This is a genomic window from Streptomyces sp. NPDC088746, assembly GCF_044751065.1.
In the GTDB taxonomy this organism is placed as follows: Bacteria; Actinomycetota; Actinomycetes; order Streptomycetales; family Streptomycetaceae; genus Streptomyces.
This window is the reverse complement of record NZ_JBIVLA010000013.1, coordinates 24,234-38,994: the sequence shown is the minus strand read 5'-3', so window position 1 is coordinate 38,994 and position 14,761 is coordinate 24,234. Positions and strand designations below refer to the sequence as shown.

General features: G+C 72.3%; 15 protein-coding genes and 2 pseudogenes. 3 read left to right on the top strand and 14 right to left on the bottom strand.

Annotation, left to right across the window (positions count from 1 at the left end):
• Positions 1 to 34 precede the first annotated feature (34 nt).
• Positions 35 to 1,120 (bottom strand): prephenate dehydrogenase, encoded by a 1,086-nt coding sequence (locus tag ACIP63_RS36015; protein WP_401524626.1) that lies wholly within the window; start codon positions 1,118 to 1,120, stop codon positions 35 to 37.
• On the bottom strand, positions 1,117 to 1,479 hold the full coding sequence (gene aroH, locus ACIP63_RS36010; protein ID WP_104790132.1) for a chorismate mutase: 363 nt from the start codon (positions 1,477 to 1,479) through the stop codon (positions 1,117 to 1,119). Before aroH ends, ACIP63_RS36015 begins: the two co-directional genes overlap by 4 nt.
• Positions 1,480 to 1,648: 169 nt before the next feature.
• Here aroH and ACIP63_RS36005 point away from each other — a divergent pair.
• Positions 1,649 to 2,061: pseudogene (locus tag ACIP63_RS36005) on the top strand (Rieske 2Fe-2S domain-containing protein); the annotation flags it as partial.
• Between the two features lie 88 nt (positions 2,062 to 2,149).
• Positions 2,150 to 2,887 carry a DNA polymerase beta superfamily protein gene (locus ACIP63_RS36000; protein WP_401524623.1) on the top strand — a complete coding sequence of 246 codons (738 nt, stop codon included), beginning with the start codon at positions 2,150 to 2,152 and terminating at the stop codon, positions 2,885 to 2,887.
• Between the two features lies 1 nt (position 2,888).
• Here ACIP63_RS36000 and ACIP63_RS35995 read toward each other — a convergent pair whose 3' ends face one another.
• Complete coding sequence (locus ACIP63_RS35995) at positions 2,889 to 3,791, bottom strand: class I SAM-dependent methyltransferase (RefSeq protein ID WP_401524620.1); 903 nt, start codon at positions 3,789 to 3,791, stop codon at positions 2,889 to 2,891.
• A gap of 47 nt (positions 3,792 to 3,838) precedes the next feature.
• On the opposite strand from ACIP63_RS35995, the gene ACIP63_RS35990 reads away from it, so the two are divergent.
• The gene (locus ACIP63_RS35990; protein ID WP_401524618.1) at positions 3,839 to 4,405 is read left to right on the top strand and encodes a helix-turn-helix domain-containing protein; all 567 of its coding nucleotides are present in this window, start codon (positions 3,839 to 3,841) and stop codon (positions 4,403 to 4,405) included.
• A gap of 31 nt (positions 4,406 to 4,436) precedes the next feature.
• On the opposite strand, the pseudogene ACIP63_RS35985 reads toward ACIP63_RS35990, so the two are convergent.
• From ACIP63_RS35985 to ald, 11 genes and pseudogenes are all read right to left on the bottom strand, one after another.
• Positions 4,437 to 4,825 (bottom strand): annotated as a pseudogene (locus tag ACIP63_RS35985) (DNA polymerase beta superfamily protein); the annotation flags it as partial.
• Positions 4,826 to 4,828: 3 nt separating this feature from the next.
• On the bottom strand, positions 4,829 to 5,851 hold the full coding sequence (locus tag ACIP63_RS35980; protein WP_401524615.1) for an ADP-ribosylglycohydrolase family protein: 1,023 nt from the start codon (positions 5,849 to 5,851) through the stop codon (positions 4,829 to 4,831).
• On the bottom strand, positions 5,848 to 6,591 hold the full coding sequence (locus tag ACIP63_RS35975; protein WP_401524612.1) for an NUDIX hydrolase: 744 nt from the start codon (positions 6,589 to 6,591) through the stop codon (positions 5,848 to 5,850). The genes ACIP63_RS35980 and ACIP63_RS35975 overlap by 4 nt, the downstream gene beginning before the upstream one ends.
• Positions 6,588 to 7,667 carry an AAA family ATPase gene (locus tag ACIP63_RS35970; protein WP_401524609.1) on the bottom strand — a complete coding sequence of 360 codons (1,080 nt, stop codon included), beginning with the start codon at positions 7,665 to 7,667 and terminating at the stop codon, positions 6,588 to 6,590. The genes ACIP63_RS35975 and ACIP63_RS35970 overlap by 4 nt, the downstream gene beginning before the upstream one ends.
• Positions 7,664 to 8,317: a nicotinamide riboside transporter PnuC gene (gene pnuC, locus ACIP63_RS35965; protein ID WP_401524606.1), complete on the bottom strand. Its 654-nt coding sequence runs from the start codon at positions 8,315 to 8,317 to the stop codon at positions 7,664 to 7,666. Before pnuC ends, ACIP63_RS35970 begins: the two co-directional genes overlap by 4 nt.
• A 130-nt stretch (positions 8,318 to 8,447) precedes the next feature.
• The gene (locus tag ACIP63_RS35960) at positions 8,448 to 9,629 is read right to left on the bottom strand and encodes a pseudouridine synthase (RefSeq protein ID WP_401524603.1); all 1,182 of its coding nucleotides are present in this window, start codon (positions 9,627 to 9,629) and stop codon (positions 8,448 to 8,450) included.
• Positions 9,629 to 10,279 carry an SMC-Scp complex subunit ScpB gene (gene scpB / locus ACIP63_RS35955; protein WP_401524601.1) on the bottom strand — a complete coding sequence of 217 codons (651 nt, stop codon included), beginning with the start codon at positions 10,277 to 10,279 and terminating at the stop codon, positions 9,629 to 9,631. The genes ACIP63_RS35960 and scpB overlap by 1 nt, the downstream gene beginning before the upstream one ends.
• On the bottom strand, positions 10,276 to 11,373 hold the full coding sequence (locus ACIP63_RS35950) for a segregation and condensation protein A (RefSeq protein ID WP_401524598.1): 1,098 nt from the start codon (positions 11,371 to 11,373) through the stop codon (positions 10,276 to 10,278). The genes scpB and ACIP63_RS35950 overlap by 4 nt, the downstream gene beginning before the upstream one ends.
• A 100-nt stretch (positions 11,374 to 11,473) precedes the next feature.
• A complete protein-coding gene (locus ACIP63_RS35945; RefSeq protein ID WP_393757875.1) occupies positions 11,474 to 12,082 on the bottom strand; it encodes a hypothetical protein in 609 nt (202 codons plus the stop codon).
• Positions 12,067 to 13,185: a ParA family protein gene (locus ACIP63_RS35940; RefSeq protein WP_104790119.1), complete on the bottom strand. Its 1,119-nt coding sequence runs from the start codon at positions 13,183 to 13,185 to the stop codon at positions 12,067 to 12,069. The genes ACIP63_RS35945 and ACIP63_RS35940 overlap by 16 nt, the downstream gene beginning before the upstream one ends.
• Positions 13,186 to 13,543: 358 nt before the next feature.
• Positions 13,544 to 14,659, bottom strand: coding sequence for an alanine dehydrogenase (gene ald / locus ACIP63_RS35935; RefSeq protein ID WP_401524806.1), 1,116 nt, complete (start codon positions 14,657 to 14,659; stop codon positions 13,544 to 13,546).
• Positions 14,660 to 14,761: the final 102 nt, after the last annotated feature.

The window sequence follows — 14,761 nt, the reverse complement described above, 5'->3', positions numbered from 1 at the left end:
CCGGGCCCGCCCGGCCTTCCGTGACGAAAGGCCCTTACGGGCGGATCGACCAGCCCCGTTCGCTGAGGGCCGCGCTCAGCGCGGGTGCGGCGCTCGGCTCGACCATGAGCTGGACCAGTCCGGCCTGCTGGCCGGTGGCGTGCTCGATGCGGACGTCCTCGATGTTGACGCCGGCCCGCCCGGCGTCGGCGAAGATCGACGCCAGCTCGCCCGGCCGGTCGCTGATGAGCACGGCGACGATCTCGTACGAGGCCGGGGCGGCCCCGTGCTTGCCGGGGACCCTGACCCGGCCCGCGTTGCCGCGCCGCAGGACGTCCTCGATGCCTTCGGTACCGGTGCGGCGCTTGTCCTCGTCGGCGGACTGGAGGCCGCGCAGCGCTCGTACGGTCTCCTCCAGGTCGGTGGCGACGCCCGCCAGCACGTCGGCGACCGGGCCGGGGTTGGCGGACAGGATCTCCACCCACATCCGGGGGTCGGAGGCCGCGATGCGGGTGACGTCCCTGATTCCCTGGCCGCACAGGCGTACGGCGGTCTCGTCGGCCTCCTCCAGCCGGGCGGCGACCATCGACGAGATCAGCTGCGGGGTGTGGGACACCAGGGCGACGGCGCGGTCGTGGGCGTCGGCGTCCATGACGACCGGGACGGCCCGGCAGAGCGCGACCAGTTCCAGGGCGAGGTTGAGGACCTCGGTGTCCGTCTCCCGGGTCGGTGTGAGGACCCAGGGGCGCCCCTCGAAGAGGTCGGCGGTCGCCGCGAGAGGCCCGGAGCGCTCCTTGCCGGCCATGGGGTGCGTACCGATGTACGGCGTGAGGTCGACGCCGAGCGCCTCCAGCTCACGGCGCGGGCCGCCCTTGACGCTGGCGACGTCGAGGTAGGCGCGCGCGATCCCGTCCCGTACGGCCGTGGCCAGCACGGACGCGGTGTGGGCGGGCGGTACGGCGATGATCGCCAGGTCGACGGGGCCCTCGGGCGCCTCGTCCGTGCCGGCGCCGAGCGCGGCGGCGGTCCGTGCCGAGGACGGGTCGCGGTCGACGAGGTGCACCTGGACGCCGCGCCCCGCGAGGGCGAGGGCGGCGGAGGTGCCGACCAGTCCGGTTCCGATGACGAGGGCGGTTCTCACTGGGCGATGTCCTTGCGGAGGGCGCCGGTGGCGCCGAGGTAGACGTGGCTGATCTCGGACTTGGAGAGATACGTCTCCACATGGGCCATGATGCGCACCACGCGGGGCATGGCGCCGGTGATGTCGAGCTCCTGGGCGCAGATCAGCGGTACGTCGACGATACCGAGGCCTCGGGCCGCGGCGGCCGGGAAATCGCTGTGCAGATCGGGGGTGGCGGTGAACCAGACGCTGATCAGGTCGTCGGCGACGAGCTGATTGCGTTCCAGGACCGCGGTGAGGAGTTCACTCACCCGCTCGTCCATGTGACCGGCTTCGTCCCGGTCCAGCTGGACGGCTCCACGGACTGCTCGTACCGCCACGTCGTCGTACCCCTCGTCGCCTCGTGCTGCGTGCCCTTTCAGCCTAGAGGTGCGGCGGCGCCGCCGGTCACGGTGCTCTGTCCGTGAGACGCGGAGGTGTGGCCGGCGCTCCCGGGGCACCCGGTCGGGCGCACGTACGGGTCGTGGGGCCCGGGCGCCGGGCGGGGCCATGATGCCGTCATCGGACAGACACCGGTCGACCCCGCGGAGAGCCCTGAGCGCACGGCGAAGGACGGTCCTGACGGCGGGAGCAGCCGCACCGGCGACGGGCTGCGGTTCGTCCGGCGGTGACGGGGGCGAGGAGAGCTCCCCGCCGGCCTCCGGTGACGCCGAGCCGGCCAGGACCTCGGACGTCCCGGCCGGCGGCGGCACGATCTTCGCGGACCGCGAGATCGTGGTGACGCGGCCGGAGGCCGGCCGGTCAAGGCCTTCTCCGCGGTCTGCACGCACGCGGGCTGCATCGTCTCCTCGGTCGCCGGCGGAACCATCGCCGCCGTACCGGCCGAGGCGTGCGCCGGGGCCCGGAGAGGGCGCGGGCGGGGCCTGAGCGCACCGCGGCCCCGTCGGCCGCCGCGTCCCGCGCCGACGCCGCACGTAGGATCGGCCGCCAGGCCCGCGCGGCCCTCGTCCGTCCGCAGGGGCAAGGGCCCGTCCTCTTGGAGAAGTCACGGTGCACCCCCTCAGCACTCCCTCAGGAACGTCGCCTGACGCGGCGTCCGATCCCGCCGACGGCGCGCGGCTCGTCCGGGAGCACACCGTCTACTCCTGCGTGATGGGCTCCCGCGCCTTCGGGCTGGCCACCGACGGCAGCGACACGGACCGTCGCGGGGTCTTCCTCGCCCCCACCCCGCTGTTCTGGGGCTTCACGAAGCCCCCCAGCCACGTCGAGGGCCCGGCCGACGAGCAGTTCTCCTGGGAGCTGGAGCGCTTCTGCGAGCTGGCGCTGCGGGCGAACCCCAATGTGCTGGAGTGCCTGCACTCCCCGCTCGTGGAGCGGGTCGACGCCACGGGCCGCGAACTCCTCGGCCTGCGCGGGGCCTTCCTGTCCCGGCAGGCCCACGGAACGTTCGTACGCTACGCGCTGGGCCAGCGGCGGAAGCTGGAGGCCGATGTGCGTGCGCACGGCGCTCCGCGCTGGAAGCACGCCATGCATCTGCTGCGGCTGCTGGCCTCCTGCCGGGACCTGCTGCGGACGGGCGAGCTGCGGATCGAGGTCGGGGAGGCCCGCGAGGATCTGCTGGCGGTGAAGCGGGGCGAGGTCCCGTGGGCCGAGGTGGAGCGCCGCATGACGCGCCTGGCCGGGGAGAACGACGAGGCGGCCGCCCGCTCCCCGCTGCCGCCGGAGCCCGACCGGGAGCGCGTGGAGGCATTCCTGATCCGGGCCCGGCGGGCGTCGGCGGAGTCGTAGCTCAGGCGGAGTCCGCCGGGCGGCGGGCGATCCAGAGGCTGCGTGTCGAGCGGACGACGAGGTCGTCCCGGTGGCGCACGTCCGCCGGGCCTCCGTCGACCAGGGTGCCGAGCGCGGCGAGGTCCGCGGGGTCGGCCCGGCCGTCGAGGGCGCCGCGGATGCGGTCGAGCACGACGTGGGCGTACCGGCCGACGCCGGTGGGCAGCGGGGCGCGCAGCTCCAGCCGCTCCGTGCGCTCGTCCTCGACGAGGAGGCCGGCCCCGGCCAGCATGGCTCCCCAGTCGGCGCCCATGTGCGGCATCTGCTCGGCGTGGAGGCCCTCCAGAGCCTCGCGGCACCGCGCCTCCAGGCCGGGGCGGCCGGCCACGGCGTCGTCCGGGAGGAAGCGCGGCATCCCGTCCAGCTCGGCGACGGCCACCAGTCCGCCGGGGCGCAGCGCGGCGCGGACCCCGTCGAGCGCGGAGGCCGGGTCGTCCACGTGGTGCAGGGAGGCCGAGGCCCAGACGAGGTCGGCGTCCGTGATGCCGGCGAGCCCGGCACCCGCGTCCGTCTCCAGGGTGCGCACCCGGTCGCCCAGGCCCTTCGCCCGGGCCGCCTCGACGAGCCGGGCGAGCATGGCGGGCGAGCTGTCGACGGCGGTCACACGGGCGTGGGGGAAGCGTTCCAGCAGGGCGAACGTGCCGGTCCCGGTGCCCGACCCCAGGTCGACGACGTGCGTGACGCCGTCCCCGGCGAGCTCGGCGACCCGGCTGGTCACGGCGGTGAGGTACGGGGCGAAGATCTCGGCGTCGAGATCGAGCACGACGGCGAGAGCGTCGTCCTGGCCGGTGTCCGCCTGTCCGTGGTCGTGCTCGTGGTGGTGGCCGGGGCCGTGGTGGTGCGTGTGGGAAGCGGAGGATGTCATGCGACCGAGCCTACGAAGACTTGCGCACAACGCATACTCTCTTGCTCATGACGCAAGAAGGAAGTGGTCTGGACGGCCTCGTACGCAAACGGATCCGCGCCCTGCGTGCCGCGCACAGCTGGTCGCTCGACGACCTCGCCGCCCGGTGCCACCTCAGCCCTTCCACGCTCAGCCGGATCGAGACCGGCCACCGGAGGATCGCGCTCGACCAGCTCACCGTGATCGCCCGGGCGCTGGGCACCTCGCTCGACCAGCTCGTCGAGACGGACGCCGACGACGTGGTCACGAACCCCACCCTCGATCTGGCGCGAGGCCTGACCCAGTGGGCGCTGCGTGGCCAGCCCGGTGTCACCGTGGCCCGGATACGGCTGACCGGACCTCCGGCCGAAGGCCCCTCGGCGCTCAAGGCGCACCCCGGCCGGGAGTGGTTCACGGTGCTGTCCGGCACGGCCCTGCTGCTGCTGGGGGAACGGCGGCTACGGGTGGAGCAGGGGCAGGCGGCGGAGTTCACCACGATGCTCCCGCACGCGCTGGGCTCCGTCGGCGGCCCGGCCGAGGTCCTCGGCATCTTCGACCGGGACGGCCGCCGCTCCCATCTGCGCGAACGCGGGTGAGAGGGCGGCCGCCGGGCCGTCAGGGGGCCTCGAGGAGCGGCTTCAGCTCGCCGGTCCTCTCGTACAGCCGCGACTGCGTACCGGCGAAGCCCTGGTAGTGGTGGGCGTGGTGGCGGGTCACCACCGCCGGTACCAGCTCCACAAGTTCGGCGTGGAGCTCCGTGGTGTGCACCACCAGCGGGGACAGCAGCTGTTCGAGCACATGGCCGTTGAATTTCAACATGCGCCTGACGAACTGACGTCCGCGGGCAGGACGTGGATCCCCCGCAGGTCCACGTCGGAGTCCCGCGAGGGGAAGCCGTACAGATGGGCGCCCGAGACCGTGGCGAACAGGAGCGGGCTGGGCTCCTGTCCGAGTACCGGGGTCAGGTCGGTGACCGGCAGCCCGGCCCGTCTCAGGAGCGTCGTGTCGCTGTGCATCGGTCAAGCGTCCCAGAGCGCGGCCAGCGAGAGCAGGTCGCTGCGGTACTCGATGCGTTCCGACCACTCCTTGGGCCAGGCCCCCGCCCCGAGGTGCGCTCCGGCGAACGCGCCCGTGAGGCAGGCGATGGAGTCCGAGTCGCCCCGGGTGCATGCGGCGCGGCGCAGGGCGGTCAACGGGTTTTCGGGGAAGAGCAGGAAGCAGTGCAGGGCGGTGGCGAGGGCCTCCTCGGCGATCCAGCCGTCGCCGGTCCGCTCGCACGGGTCGGTCTCCGGCGACGGCCGGCGCAGGGCGTCCTGGACGTGTCCCAGCACGGTCAGGCACTCGTCCCAGCCCCGGCTGATGAACGCCTCGGGCGAGGCGTCGTGGGCGTACCGCCACAGGTCACCGAGCCACCGGTTCAGATACCGGCCCCGGTTCTCGTACGCGTAGGAACGCAGCTGGCCCACCAGGCCGAGCGGTTCGGCCCCCTGGGCGAGGAGGTACACCGCGCGGGCCGTCAGGTCGGAGGCCGCGAGGGCGGTGGGGTGGCCGTGCGTGAGGGCCGCCTGGAGCTGGGCCGCCCCGGCACGCTGTTCGTCGCTGAGGCCGGGCACGAGGCCGACGGGCGCGACGCGCATGTTGGCGCCGCAGCCCTTGGAGCCGGTCCGGCTGGCCTCCTGCCAGACCCGGTCGCCCTCCAGCAGCGCGCACGCCTCCAGGCAGGTGCGGCCGGGAGCGCGGTTGTTGTCCGGTGAGCGGTTCCAGCGCACGAACTCCTGCCGGACCGGGCCCACCATCCGCTCCGGGGTGAGCAGCCCCTGGTCCATGGCGGTCCGGATGCCGCGTCCCAGGGCGAGGGTCATCTGGGTGTCGTCGGTGACGAACGCGGGCTCCGGGAGCCGCATCTCACGCCAGGGCCCGCACTTCGCGAGGATCGCGGGAACGTCGTTGAACTCGGTGGGGAAGCCCAAGGCGTCGCCGAGCGCGAGCCCGGTCAGCGTGCCTGTGGCCGCCTGCTTGGTGAGAATCCGTGTCGGGATCATGATGTCCGTCCTTCAGGGCGTCCTTCCGGGCGCAGCAGTGGAGGGTGCAGGGCGGTGGCGGCACCCGCCCGGTAGAGAGCGGCCGGCTTTCCCCGTCCGCCGGTGCGGCGCGGCGGTCCGTCCACGGCCTGGACGAAGCCGGGCGTGGTGAGGACCTTGCGCCGGAAGTTGGGCCGGTCGAGCTCGACGCCCCAGACGGTCTCGTAGACCCCCTGGAGCTCCCCGAGGGTGAACTCGGCGGGGCAGAACGCGGTGGCCAGGCAGGAGTATTCGAGCCTGGCGCCGATCCGGTCGTGCGCGTCGGCCAGGATGCGGTCGTGGTCGAAGGCGAGCGGCCCGGTGGTTCCCGCGTCCCACCACCGGGCGTGGGCGGCGTCCCCGCCGCCCCGCGGTTCGGGGAGGTCGGGCACGAGTGCGGCGTACGCGACGGAGACGACCCGCATCCTGGGGTCGCGGTCCGGATCGCTGTAGGTGCGCAGTTGTTCGAGGTGGAAGGAGCACACGGACTTCTTCGTGAGGCCGGTCTCCTCGGCGAGCTCGCGGCGGGCGGCCTCCTCGGCGGACTCCCGGGGCAGGACGAAGCCGCCGGGCAGCGCCCACCGCCCCTTGTAGGGGGCCTCGCCGCGCTCGACGAGCAGTACATGGAGCCGTGCCTCGCGGACCGTGAAGACGGCGAGGTCGACGGTGACGGCGAACGGGAAGAAGGCGTGGGGGTCGTACCCCTCGGGTGCGGCGCTCATCGCCGCTCCGGCAGGGGTGCGGTGAAGTGCCAGCCGGTGGCGAGGAGCTCGTCCACGGCGGCGACCGCCGCTTCGAGGCGTTCGCCGCGGTCCCCGGTGATCTCGATGAACGGCCTTCCGGTACGGGTGAGTTCGGCACGGAATCGGTCCGTCATCCAGGGCCGCAGCTCCTCGCCGTCGCGCAGTCCGTCGTCCTCGAACGCGACACCCTCGTGGTCGGTGAGCAGCCAGAGGTGGTGGGTGACCCGGTCGGCGGTCTTCTCGACGAGCGGGTTGCGTCCGCCGACGTAGCGCTCGTGCCAGACGGTGGTGGCGAAGGAGTCGGTGTCGCAGATGAGCACCGGTGACCCCGCACGCGCGGCGGCGTCCTCCCTGGCGTTCTGCGTCTCGGCGATGAGGGGGAAGTCGTCCGTGGTGAAGGAGACGTCCTCCCACCGGGCGTCCGGCCACCGCTCGCGCAGGGCGGCGAGCCTGGCCTCGCTGAACTCCCGCCCGTACTCGGCGACGTACCGCGTCCCCGCCCACGCACCGCCGCGCCGGCGGTAGTGGTCCGCGAGCGCCAGGGCCAGGGTGGTGGTGCCGGTGGACTCAGCGCCGAGGACTACGACCCGGCGCGCGAGCGCGGCCCGCACGGGCGGCTCCAGGTAGTCCCAGCAGCCGGCGGGGTCGGCGCGGACCGCGGTGCCCGAGACGGGGAAGAGGGTGCGGCCGGGGTCGACGAGGACGGATTCCGCGCCGAAGCGGCGGGCCAGTTCGCCGCCGTACGCCTCGGAGGTGAAGACGGCGTCGACCCGTTCGGGAACGGCGCCGGTGAACACCTCCATGTGGGCGTCCCAGACGGCCGGGTCGGTGACGTCCATGGGGATGTCGTCGACGGTCCCCACCACCCGGACGTCCGGGTGCGCCTCACGCATCCAGGCGACCCGGTCGGCGAGCGGTACGGATTCGACCGAGGCGGCGCAGACCAGGACGGTGAGCCGCTCGCAGCGGTCCCGTGCGGTGCGGACGAGGTGGTGGTGGCCGGCGTGCGGCGGATAGAACTTGCCGAGGACCAGTCCGTGCCCGTGGCGCCTCATACGGGCACCACCGTGTCCTGCCGCCGGCCGGCGGCTAGGTCCCGGCTCCAGTTGCGCAGCCCGATCAGGCAGAGCGTGAGGAAGCCGACGTACAGCAGGGAGGTGAGGTAGAGCTCCTTGTACGCGTACAGCGGGATGTAGACCACGTCGGCGGCGATCCACAGCCACCAGGACTCGACCCGCTTGCGGCACTGCCCGTACGTCGCCATGAGCGACAGGGAGGTGGTCAGGGCGTCCCAGAACGGCACGGTCGAGTCCGTGGCCCGGGACAGCAGCAGGGTGAGGCCGAGGGTCCCCGCGGCCCCCGCCGCGAACAGCCAGGTCCACTCGGTGCGGGTGGTGCTCCGCACCGGCAGGACGGATGTCCCTGGTCCACCCCCGTGGGTCCAGGTCCACCAGCCGTACGCGGCGAGGGAGATGAAGACGATCTGCAGGCCGGCGTCGGCGTACAGACCGGACTGGGCGAACAGCAGGATGAAGAACAGGTTGTTGGCGATGCCGATCGGCCAGTTGGCGAGGTGCTGGCGGGCCACGAGCCAGACGCACAGCGCGCCGCTGCCGAAGCCCAGCACCTCGGTCCAGCTGACCGGGGTGTCCAGGACCGTCACCAGGGGCTGCTGCAAAGGATCGAGTACGTCCGCGAGCGTCACGCCGCCCTCCTCTTTTATGGTCACTCTGACTATAAAGAAGAAGCGCCGGTCGCGAAAGGCCCGCGGCCGGTTCCCGTTCGAAAAAGTGAACGAGGAACCGGCCGCGGGCCGTTCGGTGCGGGGGCGCGGGTTACAGACCGACCTCGCGCATCAGCATGCCGACTTCGGTGTTGGTCAGGCGGCGCAGCCAGCCCGACTTCTGGTCGCCCAGCGGGATCGGCCCGAAGGACGTGCGCACGAGACGCTCGACCGGGAAGCCGGCCTCGGCCAGCATCCGGCGGACGATGTGCTTGCGGCCCTCGTGGAGCGTGACCTCGACCAGGTAGTTCTTGCCGGTGTTCTCGACGACCCGGAAGTGGTCGGCGCGGGCGTAGCCGTCCTCCAGCTGGATGCCGTCCTTGAGCCGCTTGCCGAGGTCGCGCGGGAGCGGCCCCTGGATGGCGGCCAGGTAGGTCTTCTTCACGCCGTACCTGGGGTGCGTCAGACGGTGGGCCAGCTCGCCGTGGTTGGTGAGCAGGATGATGCCCTCGGTCTCGGTGTCGAGCCGTCCGACGTGGAACAGCCGCGTCTCGCGGTTGTTCACGTAGTCCCCGAGGTTCTGGCGGCCGTCCGGGTCGCCCATGGTGGAGACGACGCCGGCGGGCTTGTTCAGCGCGAAGAAGAGGTACGACTGGGTCGCGACGGTCAGGCCGTCGACCTTGATCTCGTCCTTCTGCGGGTCGACGCGCTTGCCCTGCTCGAGGACGATCTCACCGTTGACCTCGACACGGGCCTGCTCGATCAGCTCCTCGCACGCCCGGCGCGAGCCCATGCCGGCCCGGGCGAGGATCTTCTGCAGACGCTCGCCCTCCTGCTCGGCCCCGGGGTGCGTCTTCGGCGTCCTGATCTCGGGCTTGTCCGCGTAACGGTCGCGGTTGCGCTGCTCGATCTTGGCGTCCAGCTCGCGGGGGCGGGCGGGCGCGCCCTGGCGCCGGCCGCCCTTGCTCACGTTCTGCGCGGGCTTCGGTCCGCCCTTGGCACCGCCGCGGGCCGCGGCGCCGCGGCCCTTGCGGGGGCCGCCGTCGCCGCCCGGCTTGTCGGAGCCCACGTCGTAGCGGCGCTCCTCGGGGCGGGGCCGGCGGGGGCGCTGCTCCTGCTTGTCCTCACGCCCGGAGCCGGAGACCCGGGGGTTCGGGTTGCTGTTCCTGCCGGTGCCGGTGTTGTTCCTGGCGCTCCGGCCGCCGCCACCGCTCCGGCCGCCGCTGTTGCCGCCGCTTCCGCTCCGGCCACCGCCGCTGCTGCCGCTTCCGCTGTTCCTGCCACTGCTTCGCATCAAAAATCCGTCTTGTCGTGTGCGTGAGTATCCGGGGTGTCCGGTGCGTCCGGATCGAACGACGGCACACCCTCTAGCGTCTCAGCCTCGATCGCGTCCGCCTCCGGGAGGAAGGGCGCGAGCTCCGGGAGCTCGTCCAGGCCTCGCAGGCCCATGCGCTCCAGAAAGTAGTTCGTCGTCCTGTACAGGATCGCACCTGTTTCGGGTTCCGCGCCCGCCTCCCCGACGAGACCCCTCTGGAGCAGGGTCCGCATGACGCCGTCGCAGTTCACTCCGCGTACCGCCGAGACCCTCGACCGGCTGACCGGCTGACGGTACGCGACCACCGCGAGCGTCTCCAGCGCGGCCTGGGTGAGCCGGGCGTGCTGGCCGTCCAGGACGAAGCCCTCGACCGCTTCCGCGTACTCCGGACGGGTGTAGAAGCGCCAGCCCCCGGCGACGAGCCTCAGGTCGAAGCCGCGGCGCTGGACGGTGTACTCGTCGGCCAGCTCCCGCAGGGCGTCCGCGACGGCCCTGCGGGGCCGCCGGAGGACCTTGGCGAGGTGTTCCTCGGTGGCGGGCTCGTCGACGACCATGAGGACCGCCTCCAGCGCGGGCTTGAGGTCGAGCCCGGCAACCAGGGCGTCGCGCCCCTCGTCGTCTGTGCTCATGCCTGTACGTCCTCCTGTGGCTCGCGCGCCTCTTGGTCGAACTCGTCCGTGACCACCGGTTCTGCCCCCTCGCCGCCGGCCCAGCGCACCAGGAGGTCACCGAGCGCCTCCTCCTGGTCGAGCGCGACGGCCTTCTCCCGGTAGAGCTCCAGGAGCGCCAGGAAGCGGGCGACGACCGTGAGGGTGTCCTCCGCGTCCTCGGTGAGCTCCCGGAAGCTGATCTCGCCCTCCGCGCGCAGCCGCGCGACCACGATCTCCGCCTGCTCGCGCACGCTGACCAGCGGGGCGTGGATGTGGTCGACGTACACCTGCGGCTTGGGTCTGGGCTGCATCGCCTTCACCGCGAGCCGCGCGAACCCCTCCGGGCCGATGCTGATCACGACCTCGGGCAGCAGCTCCGCGTGCTGGGGTTCGAGCCCCACCGTGCGGGGGTAGCGGCGGGACTCGGACTCCAGCCGGTCGCTGAAGATCTCCGCGATCCTCTTGTACGCGCGGTACTGGAGCAGCCGCGCGAAGAGCAGGTCCCGTGCCTCCAGGAGGGCCAGGTCGGCCTCGTCCTCCACCTCGGCGGTGGGGAGCAGCCGGGCGGTCTTCAGGTCGAGCAGGGTCGCGGCCACGACGAGGAACTCGGTGGTCTGGTCGAGGTCCCAGTCCGCCCCCATGGCCCGGATGTGCGCCATGAACTCGTCGGTGACCTTCGACAGGGCGACCTCGGTCACATCCAGCTTGTGCTTGGAGATCAGTTGGAGGAGCAGATCGAACGGGCCCTCGAAGTTGACCAGCCGCACGGTGAACCGCCGGTCGTCGACGGCCTCGCCGGCCACCTCCCCGGATCCGCCCGCCGCGGGCACGGCTTCGGCAGCCGCGTCTTCGGCAGCCGCGTCTTCGGCAGCCGCGGACACGGCGGCCACCGGAACCGCCTCCGGAGGGCTCTCCACGGGCCCGTCAGCGGCCGGGGGGGCCGTCGGCGCCTCCGCGGCCCTCACCGGTCCGGGAGGAGCCTCCGGGGCCGCAGGCGCCTCCGCGGGCCGTATCCCCGGCCCGCGGCCGAGGGCACGGCGGGTCGGGCGGGGCGTGTCGTCGGCAGTCGGCATGTGCTGGGGTCCAGGGGTGCGGCGGGAGGCGGGCGGTGGGCCCCGGGCGGGGCCGTCCGTACGGCGGCCCTCCCCCGGCAGGCTACCGGCGCCGCGCCGGTCAGCGGCCCCGCAGCCTCCGTACGAGGATGCTCGCGTCGCCGCGCGACTCCAGGTCGGCCAGCACCACCGCGACCGCTTCGCGGACGATGCGCCCGCGGTCGACGGCCAGTCCGTGTTCGCCGCGCAGCACGAGGCGCGCGTGCTCGAGGTCCATCAGTTCCTCGGCCGACACATAGACGGTGATCTTCTCGTCGTGGCGCTCACGGCCACTGGGCCGCCGGTTGGCTCCCCGCCCGCCCCCGCGTCCGCGTTGCGGCTGGACGGTGGCGGACGTCCCGGTCTGTTCCTGACCGGGCGCGGTACGGGCCCGGGGCGGGGCGGCCTGGCCCCGGTCGTCCCCGTCGGCACGGCTGCGGGAGCCGCCGCCGTCGGCGTCCGCCGCGGAGTGCTCCTCCCGGGAGGCCCCGGCGGGCGTGTCGCCGCTGCCCGGAGTGCCGCCCTGGCCGGTGTCCGACGGTGCCGAATCGCTTCCCCCGGCCGGTGCGGGAACCCGCGCCTCGCCGTTCGCCTTGCGTCGCCGCTCGGCGGGGGACGAGCCCTGGAGCCCCATGCCCCCGGTGGTACGGAACAGCTCGTCGGCCCCCGGCAGACTCACTCGGCGTGACACCGGGCGAGCACCTCCCTGGCGAGCTGGCGATAGGCGGCGGCACCGACCGAGTTCGACGCGTACGTGGTGATGGGCTCACCGGCGACCGTGGTCTCCGGGAAGCGCACCGTACGTCCGATGACGGTGTGGTAGACGTGGTCGTCGAAGGCCTCGACGACACGCGCGAGCACCTCACGGCTGTGCACCGTGCGGGAGTCGTACATCGTGGCCAGGATGCCGTCCAGCTCCAGCTCGGGGTTGAGCCGCTCCTGGACCTTCTCGATGGTCTCGGTGAGCAGCGCCACACCGCGCAGCGCGAAGAACTCGCACTCGAGCGGGACTATCACCTTGTGAGCCGCCGTGAGGGCGTTCACGGTGAGCAGGCCGAGCGAGGGCTGGCAGTCGATCACGATGTAGTCGTAGTCGGCCATCAGCGGCTTGAGGGCGCGCTGGAGCGTCGACTCCCGGGCCACCTCGCTCACCAGCTGCACCTCGGCCGCCGAGAGGTCGATGTTGCTGGGGAGCAGGTCCATGTTGGGCACGGCCGTCTTCAGCAGTACGTCGTCGGCCGCCATGCCCCGCTCCATGAGCAGGTTGTAGACGGTGAGGTCGAGCTCCATCGGGTTGACCCCGAGGCCGACGGACAGGGCTCCCTGCGGGTCGAAGTCGACGAGAAGGACGCGGCGGCCGTACTCGGCGAGCGCGGCACCCAGGTTGATGGTCGACGTGGTCTTGCCGACGCCGCCCTTCTGGTTGCACATCGCGATGATCTTCGCGGGGCCGTGGTCCGTCAGGGGACCTGGAATCGGGAAGTACGGCAACGGCCGGCCGGTCGGGCCGATCCGCTCGCGGCGCTGGCGGGCGGCGTCGGGCGCGAGGGTGGCCGCGTACTCCGGATCGGGCTCGTATTCGGCATCGGGGTCGTAGAAGTGCCCCTCGGGCACCTCGGCGAAGTCGGCGAAGTGGGAGGTCTCTCGGCCACTTTCGTTGCCGGCCATGGCGTTCACGTGTAGGCCGTCCATCATCTGGGGGGCTGTCGTCATGTGCTGGTGGGTGGCGAAGGTGCGGACAGCGACGGAGCCGACAGCTTCGAGCCCGATCGGGCTCAGACCCCGTGCAGGCATCCCTGGTTGACCACCCCCGGGAGTAATTGTCGACTCATTCACAAGTCGTCTTACCTCCTTGGATGTGACCAGGAAACTTATCGATAGGTCAGCGTGGCACCATGCCGACGATTGGCGACTCTATGGCGTGTCACCGGTTCGCAGCAACACAATCCGCCGGACCGGGCCCGATGTGTCGGCAATCGAACACCCCTCTGTCAAGAGCACGGAGCGCCCGGGGCGCACCTTTCGTGGGGGTGCAAAACGGGTGGAGGGTTACGTCTCAGGCGAGTTGGTCCGGGCCCTCTCACGCGTCCGGCCGGACCTTGCTGGGCAAGGTCCGGCCGGACGCGTGAGGTTGACGGGGAGGGTTGACCGCTCAGCCGAGAAGCGCGCTCAGTTCGACGTGGTCGAGGCCGTGCGCCTCGGCCACCTCGCGGTAAACCACCTGGCCGTCATGGGTGTTGAGGCCCTTGGCCAGTGCGGCGTCACGGCGCAGGGCATCGGCCCAGCCCCGGTTCGCGAGCTCCAGGATGTAGGGCAGCGTGGCGTTCGTCAGGGCGTACGTGGAGGTGTTCGGCACGGCGCCGGGCATGTTCGCGACGCAGTAGAAGACCGAGTTGTGGACCGTGAAGGTCGGCTCGGCGTGCGTCGTCGGATACGAGTCCTCGAAGCAGCCTCCCTGGTCGATCGCAATGTCGACAAGAACACTTCCGGGCTTCATCTTCGCGACGAGCTCGTTGGTGACCAGCTTCGGCGCCTTCGCGCCCGGGATCAGCACCGCGCCCACGACGAGGTCGGCCTCGACGACCGCCTTCTCGAGCTCGAGGGCGTTGGAGACGACCGTCCGCACCTTCGTGCCGAAGATCTTGTCCGCCTCGCGCAGCTTGTTGATGTCCTTGTCGAGCAGCGTGACGTGGAAGCCGAGCCCGACGGCGATCTGCGTGGCGTTCCAGCCGGAGACCCCGCCGCCGATGACGACGGCCCTGGCCGATCCGGTGCCGGGGACCCCGCCGGGGAGCACACCGCGCCCGCCGACCGAGCGCATCAGGTGGTACGCGCCGACCTGGGGGGCGAGGCGGCCGGCGACCTCGGACATCGGGGCGAGCAGCGGCAGCGCGCGGTTCGCGGTCTCGACGGTCTCGTACGCGATGGCGGTCGTGCCCGACTCCAGCAGGGCGTCCGTGCACGCGCGGGAGGCGGCGAGGTGCAGGTACGTGAAGAGCGTCTGGCCCTTGCGGAGGCGGTGGTACTCCTCGGCGACCGGCTCCTTCACCTTGAGCAGCAGGTCGGCGGCGGCCCAGACCTCGTCGGCGGTGGGCAGGATCCGCGCGCCGGCGGCGACGTACTCCTCGTCCGGGATGGAGGATCCCTCCCCGGCGTGCTGCTCGACGAGGACCTGGTGGCCGTGGCGTACGAGCTCATGCACTCCGGCAGGGGTGATCGCCACCCGGAACTCGTTGTTCTTGACTTCGCGGGGGATGCCGACCTTCACGTCGATCACGGTCCTTGACTCGGAGGCTGGCTGGGCGTAGCGGGACATACCCGCATGAACCAAGCATAAAGGGGGACACCGCAGAGATCTGCGGCAGAGCCA

Coding starts and splice junctions, on each gene's coding strand:
- ACIP63_RS35970 (WP_401524609.1), bottom strand. CDS start 7,667: ATGAGGCGCCACGGGCACGGACTGGTCCTCGGCAAGTTCTATCCGCCG.
- ACIP63_RS35950 (WP_401524598.1), bottom strand. CDS start 11,373: ATGCCGACTGCCGACGACACGCCCCGCCCGACCCGCCGTGCCCTCGGC.
- ACIP63_RS35995 (WP_401524620.1), bottom strand. CDS start 3,791: ATGACATCCTCCGCTTCCCACACGCACCACCACGGCCCCGGCCACCAC.
- ACIP63_RS35980 (WP_401524615.1), bottom strand. CDS start 5,851: ATGATCCCGACACGGATTCTCACCAAGCAGGCGGCCACAGGCACGCTG.
- ACIP63_RS35975 (WP_401524612.1), bottom strand. CDS start 6,591: ATGAGCGCCGCACCCGAGGGGTACGACCCCCACGCCTTCTTCCCGTTC.
- ACIP63_RS35940 (WP_104790119.1), bottom strand. CDS start 13,185: ATGCCTGCACGGGGTCTGAGCCCGATCGGGCTCGAAGCTGTCGGCTCC.
- ACIP63_RS35960 (WP_401524603.1), bottom strand. CDS start 9,629: ATGCGAAGCAGTGGCAGGAACAGCGGAAGCGGCAGCAGCGGCGGTGGC.
- scpB (WP_401524601.1), bottom strand. CDS start 10,279: ATGAGCACAGACGACGAGGGGCGCGACGCCCTGGTTGCCGGGCTCGAC.
- ACIP63_RS35990 (WP_401524618.1), top strand. CDS start 3,839: ATGACGCAAGAAGGAAGTGGTCTGGACGGCCTCGTACGCAAACGGATC.